This is a genomic window from Oscillibacter sp. KLE 1728 (assembly GCF_934833455.1).
In the GTDB taxonomy this organism is placed as follows: Bacteria; Bacillota; Clostridia; order Oscillospirales; family Oscillospiraceae; genus Oscillibacter; species Oscillibacter welbionis.
Map to the genome: position 1 here is coordinate 16,752 of NZ_CAKVVF010000003.1, position 14,772 is coordinate 31,523.

9 protein-coding genes are annotated in these 14,772 nt (G+C 63.1%); 1 reads left to right on the top strand and 8 read right to left on the bottom strand.

Annotation, left to right across the window (positions count from 1 at the left end; translation table 11 throughout):
• Positions 1-540 precede the first annotated feature (540 nt).
• The 6 genes from QVE23_RS00640 to QVE23_RS00665 form a co-directional block, all read right to left on the bottom strand.
• Positions 541-1,206 (bottom strand): class II aldolase/adducin family protein, encoded by a 666-nt coding sequence (locus QVE23_RS00640; RefSeq protein ID WP_025544432.1) that lies wholly within the window; start codon positions 1,204-1,206, stop codon positions 541-543.
• Positions 1,207-1,485: 279 nt separating this feature from the next.
• On the bottom strand, positions 1,486-2,538 hold the full coding sequence (locus tag QVE23_RS00645; RefSeq protein WP_287967418.1) for an S-methyl-5-thioribose-1-phosphate isomerase: 1,053 nt from the start codon (positions 2,536-2,538) through the stop codon (positions 1,486-1,488).
• A gap of 13 nt (positions 2,539-2,551) precedes the next feature.
• On the bottom strand, positions 2,552-3,757 hold the full coding sequence (mtnK, locus tag QVE23_RS00650; protein ID WP_287967420.1) for an S-methyl-5-thioribose kinase: 1,206 nt from the start codon (positions 3,755-3,757) through the stop codon (positions 2,552-2,554).
• Positions 3,758-4,543: 786 nt separating this feature from the next.
• On the bottom strand, positions 4,544-7,939 hold the full coding sequence (locus QVE23_RS00655; protein WP_287967422.1) for a GLUG motif-containing protein: 3,396 nt from the start codon (positions 7,937-7,939) through the stop codon (positions 4,544-4,546).
• Positions 7,920-10,415, bottom strand: coding sequence for an efflux RND transporter permease subunit (locus tag QVE23_RS00660; RefSeq protein ID WP_287966572.1), 2,496 nt, complete (start codon positions 10,413-10,415; stop codon positions 7,920-7,922). The genes QVE23_RS00655 and QVE23_RS00660 overlap by 20 nt, the downstream gene beginning before the upstream one ends.
• Positions 10,416-10,447: 32 nt before the next feature.
• Entirely contained in the window at positions 10,448-10,750 is a 303-nt protein-coding gene (locus QVE23_RS00665; protein WP_021748849.1) for a hypothetical protein, read from the bottom strand.
• A 185-nt stretch (positions 10,751-10,935) separates the two neighbouring features.
• Between QVE23_RS00665 and QVE23_RS00670 the strand changes: the two genes are divergently transcribed.
• Positions 10,936-11,577, top strand: a complete 642-nt coding sequence (locus tag QVE23_RS00670; RefSeq protein ID WP_287967423.1) for a TetR-like C-terminal domain-containing protein — start codon at positions 10,936-10,938, stop codon at positions 11,575-11,577.
• A gap of 64 nt (positions 11,578-11,641) precedes the next feature.
• Here the strand turns inward: QVE23_RS00670 and QVE23_RS00675 are convergent, their stop codons facing one another.
• Both QVE23_RS00675 and QVE23_RS00680 read right to left on the bottom strand, forming a co-directional pair.
• Positions 11,642-12,427, bottom strand: coding sequence for a 5-deoxy-glucuronate isomerase (locus QVE23_RS00675; protein ID WP_287967424.1), 786 nt, complete (start codon positions 12,425-12,427; stop codon positions 11,642-11,644).
• Between the two features lie 39 nt (positions 12,428-12,466).
• Entirely contained in the window at positions 12,467-14,608 is a 2,142-nt protein-coding gene (locus tag QVE23_RS00680) for an S-layer homology domain-containing protein (RefSeq protein WP_287967425.1), read from the bottom strand.
• Positions 14,609-14,772: the final 164 nt, after the last annotated feature.

Sequence of the window (14,772 nt, forward strand, 5' to 3'; positions counted from 1 at the left end):
CCACCAGCTGCTTGTAGAAGGGCTTGCCTCTGGAGGTGACAATATACATCCCATCGTCCTCTGCCAGCATCACGTTGATGATCCGGGCCTGGGGATGGCCCTCCGCATCCACCGTGGCGGCGGCTGCGATCTTCACCCGGCGGAACAGGTCCACGTATTTTTTTGCTTTTTCGTTCATGGAGAACACCCTTTCGTTTTCTGATCTGTGCCCCCATGGTAGCGCGGCAGGCGGCTTTCGTAAAGTACGCACAATCTTGTGGCATAGGCACCAACAGGTAACGAATGGGCAGTTACCAGCCGGTAACGATTGGGCAGCTGCAAGGTATCGCGGCATTTTGAGACCGGGAAAATTTTTCCCAGGATACGGCTTCACAGGGGCGTCTGCCTTGGCGCTTCAGGAGGCTTTCCCCGCCGCAGGCAAAAAGCCAGCCCCGCGCCTGCTGAGCGCGGGGCTGGCTCTCCTGCAAGATCGCATTTGATGCCGGTGTGTTCAATGCCATCCGGAGGCTGGTGAAGATCTCCGCGGGACCTCCGCCCCGCTCAATATCCGGCCTTGCCGCTGCCGGGCTGGCCGTAGGACCTGAATCGCTCCATGACCTCCGCCATCTGCTCATCCGTCAGGATATTGGGCGTGCCGATGCACATGGTCCGGTACTGCAGCTCCGCGACGTACTCCAGATTACAGGCCAGGCCGTAAGCACTTTTGAGGTCCCTGCCGCAGGCCACCAGGCCGTGGTTGCCCAGCAGAACGGCGTCGCTGCCGCCGCAGGCCTCTATGGCGGCCTCTGCCAGCTCCGCTGTGCCAAAGAGGCGGTACGGCGCGCAGGGGACGGTAGCTGCTCCGGTGTCGCCGATTGCATAGTGGACAGCCCGAAGGGGCTGGCCCAGCACGGCAAAGGTGGTGCAGTACATGGAGTGGGTGTGCACCACGGCCCTGGCGTGGGGCTTGTGGCGATAGAACGCGGTGTGCAGCGCCCACTCACTGGAGGGCTTGCGGACGCCGTCCACAATGTTGGCCTCCAGGTCCGTGATGACCACGTCCTCCGGCGTGGTGGAGAAATAGTCCATGCCGGAGGGGCTGATGGCCATCAGTCCCTTTTCCGCGTTGCAGACGCTGATATTGCCGCTGGTTCCCGTGCTCAGACGGTCGGTGCTCATTTTCCTGCCGTATTCAACAACCAGCTCTCTTTCCTCCTGCATCAGCATAATTTGCTGCCTCCTGTTTTCATTTTCATTTTTAATTTCTGATATAGCTGCCCGTATGATTCCGGTTTTGCGGACACGCCGGAAAAGGCGGGCGGGGCTTCCGTCCCTTGCCTGATATGCAGCAGAGCACATTTCTCCCGGCGGAAAGGACCTACCCAGATTCCTTCCACACAGCCGGATCGGCCTGCCGGGGGTGCTCTTCGGCATCCGGCCCAGCGCCGCAACCGGCATACCGTCCCCCTGCGTTTTCCAGTTCTTCCGCCCGGCGGCCCTTTGCCGTCAATAGAACGGCTTGACGTCAGAGTCAAAATAGTTTCCCAGCAGATACGGCACATACACGCCCTTGTCCGTCACCACGCCGGAGATCAGATGCGGCGGCACTACGTCGAAGGAGGGGTAGATGGCCTTCACCCCGGGGAGCGTGTTGGGGATCCCCCGATAAGAGAGGACTTGGGCGGGGTCCCGCATCTCGATGACGATGTCGTCCTTCGTCCGCTTCTCCCGGTCCGGGATGCCGGTGACATAGTAGGGCACCCCGAAATACTTGGCCAGGATGGCGATCTGGAAAGTGCCGATCTTGTTGGCGATATGGCCGTCCCAGGCGATGGAGTCCGCCGCTGAGGTGAAGAGGTCGATGCCCTCCCGCTCCATGGCGTAGGCGATCATATTGTCTGTCAGGACCGTGGTATCGATGCCCATCTGGGCAAAGCAGCTGGACGTGAGCCGGGCCCCCTGTAAATAAGGCCGTGTCTCCGCGCAGTAGGCCCGGAAGGTCTTGTTCTGCCGCCTGGCGGCCCGGATCACTGTGCCGATGATGGTTTCGCCGAAGCACTGGGTCAGGATGGCGCCGCCATTGGGGATCAGATTCGCCAGATAATGCCCCACCACCTGCATGGTGCTGTACCGGCGGTTCAGGGACTCCACAGTGGATGCCACGATGGCCTCCACCGGATCCCGGCCCGCAGCCAGGGTCTCCTTCGCCACATCGGCACAGCGGCAGGTGATCTGGCCGTACCGGTTGGCGGTGGTGGGCCGGGCGTGTGCCAGGTCATAGGCCGCCTGCCGCAGAAACTCCTCCTGCTCCCGTGCGCCCTTGTCCCGGACCTGCCAGGCAGCCAGGGCCATGCCCATGCCCACGGCGGTATAGGGGCCCGCGCTCTGGGTCACCATGTCCGCGATGGCCTGTACCACCTCGTGGTAGTCCGTGCACACCACGAACCGGACCTCTGTGGGATAGACCCGGCGGTCCAGAATGCGGACTTTTCCCTTCTCAAACCACGCCACATGCTCATATTGCAGCAGGAACGGCATATCCCGGTCCATACGTTCCATCTTGCCGCCTCCTTTACGCCAGTATCCCGCGGAAAGCTCTAGTCACGGCGGAGCCATTCAGGCCGCTCTCCCGCTCCCGGATCAGGAAGATACCCATTTTAATCAGGGCCCGCTCCATGGGAATCCGGATGTCCGGGTCTGTGACGGAGGTGACCTCCATGACCTTGGAGTCGCCCACCACCCGGCGGATGATCTCCGTGCCCGCATAGCCGTAGGAGTCGGCCATGACGCCGTCCAGATACGCGCGGCAGAACCCCTCCGCCCGGTACAGGGGGAAGGTCACCAGCTCGTCGTACCTGGCGGTCAGCTTCTCCGCCGTCAGGTCGCACACGCCGCGGATGGTATCCTCCAGCGCCCGGGCAGCCGCCGTGTCCTGCGGCGCGGTAAAACAGCGGTTGGCCCAGGAGAAGAACAGGTTCCCGATGACGTTGCCGATATCATATCCCATGGGACCGTAAAAGGCGAATTCCGGATCAATGACCTTTACGCCCTGTTCGTTGGCAAAGATGGAGCCGGTGTGGAGATCCCCGTGGAGCAGCGCCTGGGCGTTGTTCATGAAGCCGTTTCGGAGCCTGCCCACCTCCCTGTGAAGGGCATCATTTTCATAGAGAAAGGTCCTGACAAAGTCCTCGTTCCCGGGGGTAACGATGTTGCGGCCCTTGTAGTTCCAGTAGGGTTCCGTCAGGACCAGATCCTCCGTGATGTCGCACAGCTCCGGATTGGTGAAGAACTGCACCCGGCGCTTTTTCTCCCGGCGGTCCAGCACCAGATCCGTGGTGGGCAGCAGGGACTGGGCCAGGAAGGTGGAGATGTTCTCCGCCAGATGGCCGTATATCCTGCCCGCCAGCAGCTCCTTGCGGAGGTTCCGATAGGCGGAGATATCCTCCATGGACAGAGCCGCCATGGTCTCGTCATAGTGGTAGACCTCCGGGATGTAATCCGGCGCCAGCCGGGACTCCAGCTGCAGGGCCTGCGCCTCGATCCTGCTCCGATAGATGTCCAGCGGCCGCCCGGAGGAGCGCAGCAGCTTGTCCGCCTGCTTGACGATGACCGAGCGGCCATCCCGCAGAGAGCGGACCCGGAAGACGTAGTTGATGTTGCCGTCGCCGATCTCCGTACAGGTGGTCTCCTCATCCGGGTCGAACCGGTGAAGAACCTCTGCCGCATAGTGCTTGACGTCATCCGGCTTCATGAGGAAAAATTCGCTGAATGCAGACATGGATCAAAGGACTCCCTTCTCATTGCGGACCGAAACGGACAGGCGCGGCTTTTACCCTCTCTTTTCAACCCGGGCAGAATTTCCCGCGTGTTTGAAAATGATGGGTAGACCGGGGCAGCGCCGTTTTGCAGCGGCCAGAGCCTGCCCGGCGGCCAGGGATGATCGGCCCTTCCCCGATTGACCATAGATACTTGTTTCTCTTGCCCCGGCCTGCCGGGATGTTCCCCAGGCGTTCTGCCGGACAGGCCACGGAAGCGTGGCATCTCCCTGTCCGTGGGCGATCAACCAAATCATACCATAAGACAGGGCCATTCTCAACAATATGTCCGGTATAACCGCTTAACTTTCAGGATTTCAACCGCCTCAATCATGCACACAAGCAGCTTGCGGCCGTCCCGCCCCGGCTGTCCGGTCCGGGATGCGATGCCGCGCCATTCCCAGGCGAGGATTCTGCTGACGGGGCCGCCTGCTTCCCTCTGGTGCCAACGCACGCTCCGGCAGCCCGGTTCCGCCTGTCATCATTCTGCCGGAACTCCTCCGGCGGAAGTCCGCCAGGACAGAGATTGCCAGGAGAATCCCCGGCCGTTGTCCGTCCATGCGGCGTGGCGCACAGCCATCCGCGAAACGCGAATCGCCGCATGAACGCCAGAAAAGGCATGGCAGCTTGCCATGCCTTTTCCGGCACCGGGTCCGGGGAACCCCAAAAGCGGCATACGGACCGCATCTCCATTCTCCGGCAGAGAGCGTGCCATATCGTGCTTTGTCTCCTCCGCACACGGCCGCAGGTCAGTGTTTGCGTCCTGCCGCAGTGCCTTTCCGCCGCCAGCGGATGAGCCAGCAAAAGCCGATCAACAGCCCGGCAAAGCCGACGGCCAGAATAACGACCGCCAGAGGACCGGCCCGCTCCGTCAGGCAGAAGGTGACCGTCCCGGTCTGGCTCTCCAGCAGCAGATACTGGCCGTCCAACCGGGCATCCGTCTTGGTCCAGCCATCCTCACTCAGCACCCAGAGGTCGTACCGCTTGCCGGGGTCCGGCAGGCGGCAGTGGACCGTGTAGGCCGCCTGTTCCAGGTCCGGGTCCTCCACCGTTACGGTGTAGGCGGTGCCCGCATACTCCGCGCCGCCGTCCGTCCAGGCCACCTCTTCCGTGGTGTGGGAGACCTGTGCCCGGCTGCTGAAGCTGCCGTCCACCAGGATCTCCGGCAGCTCCCCGCCATCCGTCAGGGCGGAGGTGTAGGGGGTATACTCCGCCTCCAGGGTCTGGCTGGCAGTGAGGCAGGTGTAGTCCAGATCCGGCCAGGAGGCAGAGCAGCCCTTTTTCGCCGGAATCTCCGGCAGGGCGTCAATCCCCTCTCCGTACTGGAAGGGGACGACCTCTACCACCACGCCGTCCGCCACAAAGGTCAGCTCCAGCCGGGAGAAGGATTCCGGTACGCCGGGCGTGGTGCACAGGGTGTCAAAATCCACCGGTTCAGCATGGCCGGCGTAGCTGATCCCATCCAGAGCCCCCAGTCGTTCACTGGTAAAGGTGTTATCGGATACGGCGGCATCGGCGTCCACATCTCCCGCCACGGCGCCCAGATAGGCGGAGCCCTCTTCGATTTCCACCAGCGTATGGCAGTTTTCCAGCGTGGCTCCCAGTCCGGCCACGCCGCCGATATAATCGCCGCCGGAGAGATGACACTTGACCCAGCTGTCCCGGATGGTCCCCCAGGAGGCGCCGGCGATACCACCTACATAACCGCCGTCCGTGCTGGCGATGTCCCCATAGTTCTCGCAGCCGCTCACCCGCCCCAGGTCCATGAGACCCACCACGCCGCCGGCATAGTCCCGTTTTCCGGTGACGCCGCCCCGGTTCATGCAGGCGCGGACCACGGCCTTCGTCTGATAGCGGAAGTCCAGGGAGCGGTCTCCCTCTTCGATCAGGTCATCCTCGGGGTCGAAGTCGTATTCAATGGCCATGGACCCTACGATGCCGGCCACGTTGATGTCTCCCTCCACGGTCCCTGTGTTCCGGGAATTGGCGACACATCCGGTATCCGGTCCACTGGTCTCCTGGTCCGAGATGTCCTCGAAACGGTCCGACAATTCCTCTCCAGTTTGCTCCAGCAGATCCCGCAGCAGATCCGTGATAACCCGGAACTGGTCTCCGATGGCTTCCAGATCGTCCAATAGTGTATCCGTGGCCGCGGACATGGTCTCCCGCAGGGCGTCGCCGTCCTCCAGCAGACCGGCAAAGACGTCCCCCAGGGCGTCCCCCTGCTCCCGAATGGCACTGTCAATGGGACGGATGGTGATGGTGGGCTCCTCGGCCAGCTCCCAAAAGACGTCGGCCAGGTCCTCGCCGAGGCGGGATGCCCGGGAAGCCACTTTCTCCAACGTCCTGCCCGGGTCCCGAAACGCTTCCGCCAGGTCTCCGCCCTGTGCCAGAAGCTTTGCCAGCAGCGCTGCCGCGTCGGTGGCGTGTCCGGCGGCGGCCCGCAGGGCCTGAGCCGCCTCTCCCAGTGCCTGCCATGCGGCCGCCGCGTCCTTCCCGGCCTCTTCCAGCTCGCCGCTGTCCATGTGGGCCGCGACGGCGTTCGCCGCCTGTTCCAGCGCATCCCCCGCCCTGGCCAGTGTATCCGCCAGGGCTTGAGCCGCCTCTCCCAGCGCCGCTTCGTCGCCGCCGTTCCACAGAATGCGGGCGATCTCTGCCAGCGTGTCGGACATGTCCCCGAGGGCGGCTGCCAGGTCCCCGGCGGCAGCCCGAACCTCTTCCATGGCCTCCTGGCTCTGGAGGGCGCTGCCCAGGGCCGCGCCCAGATGCTCCAGCGCCGACAGCAGGCGGGCAACGGCCTCTTTTCCACTGGAGGCCGCCCGGCGGAGGGACTGGACTGCCGCCCGCAGCTCCTGTTCCGCCTGATCTCCCAGCCCCGATGCCGCGCCGACTTCATCCAGCGCATTCCCAAGCTCGTCGGCCAGGTCCTCCACCAGGTCCATCACATCGACGGCGTCATCCAGGATCGGCGCCAGCTGGTCGATGAGCCAGGAGATCCGGGCCGTGAGGCTGTTGAGCTCCTCGATATTCTCATTGGTCCAGTCCGCGGCGGAGTCCGCCAGATCGCCCACCGCCTCCCGGGCCTCGTCCGTCCGGGCGGAGATGGCGTCCATCCGGTCCGACAGAGCGTCGGAAGTGCCCCGCAGATCCTGTTGCGTCTGGTCCAGCAGATCCCCCAGACCGTCCAGGGCATCCAGCAGCTCCCCCATCTGCCCCTGGTCATAGAGCAGCCGCACTTCCGGCTCCGCCTGACCGGCGATGCCGCCCACGTCCTTCCGGCCCAGAATGTCGCCGGAGTTGGCACAGCCGTCCAGATATCCGGACTGCCGCCCCACGATGCCGCCGATGTTGTAGCCCACGTGGTCATAGCCCACGCTGCCGGAATTGGTGCAGCTCTGGATGATACCAGAGGAATACCCGGCGACGCCGCCGATATCGGTGCATACCGGCACGTTTTCCGCCGCGTTCAGCTGTTCCCGGTTGATGGCGTCCAGATCCAGCTCCGCATCCACCTCCGTGGTGTTGATGCTGCCGCTGTTCCGGCACTGGATAACGGCGCCGTAGTTCTGCCCGGCGATGCCCCCGGCATAATGCTCTCCCGTGACGGCTCCGGAGAAAGTGCAGTTGACGATCTGTCCCGAGCTCTCGTTGATCCCCACAAGACCGCCTATGCTGTCCGCTCCCCGCACCGTCCCGTGGAAGGTGCAGCCGGCAAGAAGGCCCCGGTTGCTGCCGGCAATGCCGCCCAGGGTATTCTTCCGGTCAGAGGGATCGACCCGTCCCTCCACCGACAGATCCCGCACTACGCCGGAGGGCTGTATGTACCGGAACAGTCCCCGGACATTGCCGCTGCCCGTGATGGACAGACCGGAAATGGTGTGGCCCTGCCCCTCAAAGGTCCCCCCAAAGGTGGGGATGGGGGTGAAGTCCGTGCCGGACAGGTCGATATCCGCCTCCAGGCGGACAATTCTCCCCTGGGACCAGCTGTCCAGGGTGCAGTTCTCTGCCAGTTGGACCAGGTCCTCCGCCGTGCGGACGAAAACCGTGTCCCCGCCTTCGGCGGCCAGGGCAGCAGGCGCCGCCAGGGACGCCAGCAGCACCGCCGCCAGAAGGAAGCTCAGGCATTTATGAATCTTCCGTCTCATGGGCGGGCTCCTCCTCTTTCTGATAAGCTCCCGTCTCCAGCATTCCGGAGACGTCCCCGTAAATCACGCCCTGGATCTGGGCATCCACTACGCCGGAAATACGGCCCCGAACCCGGCCGTTGACATAGACGGTGCCATGGGCACTCCTGGCAACCTCCGGCACCTTGAGATCGAACCGGGTCCGCTCCACGATCCCGTCGCCCAGGAACAGGATCTGGGGCAGGATGAACATGACCAGGAACATGGAGATCAGCGTCCCCCGACACAGGCACTCGCCGATGCCCACGATGGCAGGCTCTGTGGTGATTTGGGCGATGAGGAATCCGGCAGAGGACAGGATACTCCCCGAGGTCAGTACCGTGGGGAAGGACAGATTCAGCGCCTGGACGATGGCCTCCCGTCGGGACATCTCCGCCTTCAGCTCATTGTACCAGGAGGAGATCACGATGGCGTAGTCGATATTGGCGCCCATCTGGATGGCTGTCACGATCAGATAGCTCAGGAAGAAAATGGGCTTCTGGGCCATGCCGGGGAAGGAAAAATTGATCCAGATGCTGCCCTGGATCACCAAAATCAGCAGGATCGGCAGTCCCACAGACTGGAAGGTGAACAGCAGCACGATGATGACGAACACCACCGACAGGACACTGATCATGATGTTATCCCGGGCAAAGGAGACGGACAGGTCATAGTCGCTGGTGGAATCCCCCACCAGATAGACGCTGTCCGCGTCGTAGTACCGCTCCGCCTCCCGGTGGATGGTCTGGAGGAAAGCAAAGGTCTCCGCCCCCTCCTCCGGCAGGTTCAGATTGATGAGCATACGGGTGTAGTTTTCCCCCAGCATCTGGACCCGGGCGTTGTCGAGCTGTTCATAGAGATCGTCCAGGTCCGCCTGCTGCCCCTCGTCCAGATCCACATAGCCCTCCTCCGCCTTGTCGTAGGCGAAAAAAAACATATCCATCAGAGGGACCGCATAGTCGTCTAGACCGCCCACGATCCGGCCGTAGGCCTCCTCCTCCGCCGCGTAGGCAGTGTACAGCAGGCAGACGAGCTCGTAGTCCAGGTCCGTCATTTCAGAAAACTGCCGGGGCGTCAGGGCATCGGTGAGGGTGTGTCCGTCCATCACCTCGATATTGGAGAGGCCCATGGCGTAGTCCACCTGATCGCAGGCCTCCAGCCGTTCCAGCAGGGCTTTCTCACTGTCATAGTCTCCCCGGGGCACCAGCAGAGCGATCACGTTCTGGGTGCCGAAGGTGTCGCTGACCCGCTGCTCCGCCACCTGGGACTCGTTCTGCCGCGCAGTCTCGATCTGGGTATAGCCGTACACATAGGGGCACCGGTTGGAGAGGAAAAAGCCCCCCACCAGGGCCACAATGAACAGCGGCACCCCCACATGGCGCAGCTTCAGGACAAATCCGCCCCAGCGGTCGATCCTGGGGATGAAGCTGCGGTGGCGGGTCCTCTCCATCGCCTTGGAAAAGAGCATCAGCAGCCCCGGCATCAGGGTGAACACCGACAGCATACTGAACAGAATGGACTTGATCAGCACGATGCCCATGTCGAAGCCGATCTGAAACTGCATGAACATCATGGCCGCCAGGCCGGAGATGGTGGTGAGGCTGCTGGCGGAGATGGAGGGAATGGCGGCGCTGACCGCCGCAATGCACGCCTCCCGGTCTCCGGCGTGCTCCCGCTCCTCCAGGAAGCGGTGCAGCATGATGATGGCATAGTCGATGGCCAGAGCCAGCTGGAGCACCACCGTCACAGAGTTGGAGACAAAGGAGATCTCTCCGAAGATGAAGTTCGTGCCCAGATTCAGCAGGGCCGCCGCGATAAAGGTCAGTAGCAGCACCGGAATCTCCGCATAGGAGCGGGAAGTCAGCAGCAGCACCAGCACGATGATAACCGCCGCTACCGCCAGGATGATCCCCATCTCATCGGCCAGGGAGTCCGCCTGGGAATCCCCCACAGAGCTGTCTATATAAAAGTCATAGGGGGCCAGCAGCTCCCGGATGGCCTCCATGGCGGCCAGGGCGGATTCGTCATCCTCCTCCCCCGCAAAGGTCACGGAGATCAGCGCGTCCGCGCCCTTGAAATACGATGCGATGTCCTCCGGTGTCTCGGCCTCCCCGTCCTCCTCTGCGCCGATGCTGTCTCCCAGGGACGCGGAGGAGACGCCCTCGATCTCCCCGATCTGTTCCGCCAGATCCTCCGCGATGCCCCGCGTCACGTGGGACACCATCACCCGGGCGGTACCGAAGGTGGTGAACTCCTCCTCCATCAGGGTCAGCCCCTGGCGGGTCTCTGTGGAGTCCGGCAGGTACTCCGTGATGTCGTTGCAGACGCTGACCCAGTTCCGGGAGAACAGGCAGAACAGCAGCGCACACGCGTACAGGAAAAAGATCAGCTTCCGCTTATCCACGATCACCGTGGCCAGCCGCACAAAAAAGGATGGTTTTTCAGTGTCTTTGCGCACAGTTTCAGCTCCTTCCGGCAATCCCGGTCCCATCACGGCTCAGGGGAGATCCGGCTCCCCTCCCATCGCATCCGGCAGACGTCCGCCGTGGTCACTCCAGTGAGGCGTTCCCCATGGAGCTCCAGCGCCGTCTCGCAGAAAAGGGTGCTGACCGCCGTCCGGATAGCATGAGAGAGGCACAGATGCCCATCCTCCGACCGTACGCCATGGACGGGGTTGCGGCGTCCCATCAGTTCCAGGGATCCTGTGACGGCAGAACCCTCGTATTGGAGGTCCAGGCGGCCCTCCCTGGGGCCCATCTGGCTGTACAGCGTGACGTGATACTCTTCCCGCATCTTCCTCCGCTCCTTTCCGCATTTCCTTCAGCATACTGGAAACAGGCCCGGAGATGCAAGGTGCAGACCTTGGGCAGATGTCAGAAATCTGACACTTGCCCCCATTCTGCATAGATGCACTCCTCTGGAAAATGTGTTATACTGGACTGCAATGGACTGGAGTCTGCCGGTCCATGGAGGTCGATATGAAAAAACGGACATACGAGGCCAGCAATGCGGCCAAGCGGCAGATCTGCACTGTACTCAAGGAGCTGATGACCCAGAAACCCCTGAACAGGATCACCGTGGCGGAGATCATGCGGGGCTGCGGCATGGCGCGCCAGCATTTTTACTACCATTTTGACGATGTCTACGACGCGGTGCGCTGGATCTTTGAGGAGGAGGCGGTGGCGCTGCTCCGGGAACACGAGGGCGTCATGCTGTGGCAGGACGGCCTGCTCCAGCTTTTCCAATACCTGCAGGAGAACCGTGCGTTCTGCCTCTGCGCCCTTCGCTCCATGGGCCGGGACCACCTGAAGCGGTTCTTCCAGACGGATATCCGCGCCATCATCCAGAGCACGATCCGTCTGATTGCCGCGGAGCTGGGGTATGAGGCCGGGGAGCAGGAGCTCACCATGCTGACTCAGTTCTATGTGGGCGCGCTGGTAAGTATTGTGGAGGACTGGCTCCTGGGCGAGATCCAGGGCACGCCGGAGGAGCTGATCCGCTTTGTAGACCAAGTGCTGCGGGACCATGTGCGTGGCGCCGGGCTCCGGCTGTCCCAGGCAGGTCCCGGGACGGCGCCTCTTCTGGAACCGGACCACTGTGCCGGACCTGTTTCCAAATAAAAAGGCTCCGGGTTCCCAGAGAAACCCGGAGCCTTTTTCCGCTGTTCAACTCTCTGTGGGCAGGTCACTCCTGCGCATCGTGAAGCCAGAGATATCGCTCGTCCTCGTTTCGGGTGGTCTGCAGCCAGGGGTCGCCGTCCAGATGGCGGATCATCCAGCAGGTATACATCTGGAAGCCCGGCGCCACTGCCTGGGGATGCAGGCACCCGCCGGGGATGGCGGAGAAGCTGTTGTCCACGCTCTTGAATACCTGGTCCCCCACAAAACTGGCGCCGAAGCCCTCCGGCCGGTCGAACTTGAAGTAATAGCACTCCGGCTGGGGGTGCCGGTGGGGCAGATAGCCGGACCAGTTCCCCCGGTCGTGCAGCACCTCGCCCAGCACCCTATTGGACCAGGGGGCGATATCCTTGTCAAAGATGGTGTTTACCCGGCGCTTGGCCACATTGCCGAACTTGCCCACGCAGGAGTAGACCCAGGGGGCGTCCTCCGGCCGGTACAGCCTGCCGGAGAACGCTGTGTCATTCTTCGTGCACTGGACCAGAATCTCCGCGTCTGTCTGCGCCTCCACGGTGATCTCCTCCCCGGCGCAGGCATGGAGGGCATAGGGGCCGTCAGTGAACACGTCTCTGCGGCTGACCGTCTCCGTCCGGCCCTCCCAGCCGAAGGTCACGGTTCCGGACAGAAGCAGCACCGCGGTCTCCTCGCCCCGTCGGCAAAAGCCTCTCTTCCGGCCGGGTTCCATCCGGTAGACCCGGATGTCCATCAGCATATCGCTGTATGCGTTGTCGTAGGTACAGAGGATTTCCTCGCCCTCCGCGTCAAACTCCGGATAGCCGAATACGTTTTTCATGTGTAATTCCTCCCAAATTCCATCATCCGGCGGGCCCGTTCAGGCGCCCACGTTTGCTCCCTGCCGCTCCAGCAGGCGGCAGAGCATGGCGGTCCGGTCCCCCTGATAGCTTCCCCGGACCATGCCCAGCGCCTGGGCGATGGCCGCATAGCCCAGGTCTGCCTCCGGGATGGCGGCAGCGTCGCTGTATGTGCAGGTGTAGATGCCCTGAAGCCGGGCGGCTGGACCATAACCTGCGCAGTCCAGCAGACATTTCACTGCCTGCCCGCGGGTGACGGCCCTGCCTTCATCCCGGGTTCCCCGGGGCAGAATACCCATCCGGTAGGCCACGGAATAGACGGTGTCCCGCGTGCTCTCATCCGCTGTCTCCGGGTCGATACAGTATCCCTCCAGGCTGGCCAACAGGGCCACCAGATCCCACTGGGTCAGCTGTTTGTCCGGCCGGAAGCGGCCCCCGTCATAGCCCACGCCATAGCGGGCCAGCTTCTCCACATCGGCTTTCACCCCGGAGCCCGACAGGTCCGTATAGGTGATGGCGGTATCCCCGGACTCCGGCGCCGCCGGTTTGCCGGTGGCGGCGTCAATGCCCAGATACCGCTCCTCCCGCTCCAGAGCGTAGGTCAGCCGCAGCTCGTAGAAGTGGGTAAGCCCCAGCTCCATCAGCCGGGCTTCCGTCTCGTCGCCGCTCTCCAGAGGGCGGGGCACCAGACGGTAGGCCAGGACCGTGTCATAGGTCCCCGCCCAGGCGGCCAGGGCCGCCGTCTCACCCACGATACCGGCGGAGCTGGCGAACGTCACATCCTCATCGTACTGATAATCCAGCCGGTACACGGACCCGTCTCCGCTGTCGATGGCCACGGTATAGCGGTTCTCCGGGAAGGGAATGCCGCCTACCTGCTGGACGTATGTGAAGGTGTAGTACGGACGCCGGTCCTCCGTGTTGTCCCGGCCGTCATAGAGTGTCAGGGCACTCCACCGCCCGCCGCAGAGGGCGGACAGGAACGTCTCCGCTTTGACCTGCGCCTCCGCCTGGGTCAGGGCCGGTGTCTCCCCATCCTCCATTCCGGGTGCGTAGGAGAACACCTCCTGGACCGCGCCGGTGCGGGCATCCACTGTGATGGTGCGGGAACAGCTGTCCTCCTCTCCGGGCCGCACATAGGACAGGACGCAGAGGACCTGATCCTCCTTCCCCTCCTGTTCCGCCAGACGGTAGGCGGCGGAAGACAGGGCGTACTCCGTCAGGCCGTAGACCGGCTCTGCCCGCAGGCTCTGGTCCAGGAACGCGGAGGACCGGACGCCCTCCATCTGGGCGATGCCCGCCTGCTCCGCCGGGCTGAGGCCGCTGCCCCCGCTCTCCGCAGCCGCGGTGTTGTCGGCACTGCCTCCGGCGCCCCAGCCGCCCATCTGGTCCTCCAGCTCCGTCAGATTCAAAAGCGCTCCTGTGGCGGCGTCTACATAAAAGGTGTCCGTATCCACCGGCAGATACCGGAGCACGGCCGACGTGCCGCCCGCCTCCCGCACGTATTCCAGCTTCAGCTCCAGGGTATCCGTCAGGAGTTTGGCAGCCTGGTCGCGGCGCACCGCAGCGGCGGCAGAGGGGACGTCTCCCAGGAAGGTGTCCTCCGCTGTGGTCCGGTGGAAAGACCGGACCCGGTTGTCCGCCGCATCCACAGTGATGGAATAGGTCAGCGGCGAGGGCAGGCCGTTCAGCAGGATCACTCCGGAGTAGCGGTAGCTGTCCCCGCCCAGAATATCCATGCCGCGGGGCTCTTCCAGCTTCACGCTCTCCCCCTCCCGCAGGACCTTGTCCAAAAAGTCCCCGGCGGCCCGGGCGGCCGCGGCCTCATCCCCCTGGGGAAAGACCGGGAAATCCCCGCTGTTGGAGGCGGTGTACGGCAGACCCAGATCGTAGCTGATTACGGTCCCGTCATCCAGAGCGGAAATGGACAGTTCCTCCTCCAACTCGGTCGACCAGTACAGATCCCAGGCACCGGTCAGACCGTCCTCATACCAGCTGCCCTGAAATTCGTCATAGGCATCCGTGTCCAGATCCAGGGCCGCCTTTACGGCCTGGGTCACCCTGGCCAGGGCCTCGTCTGTGGTCTCCTCTGCGGCGGACGCCGGCAGCATCAGCCCCAGAGCCGTCACCATAGCCAGCGTCAAAGAAAACAGCTTCTTCATCATTCGTCCCTCCATTGTCGGCAGTTTCCGGAATGGTGATTCCATTCTATCCCAACAGACGGAAAAATTCCAGAGATGCTGCGGATTCTCCTTATTTTTTTAAGTTCCTTGAAAGGCAGAGCGGCGGGCCGCACGGAGAATCTCCGCGCGGCCCGCCGTTTGAC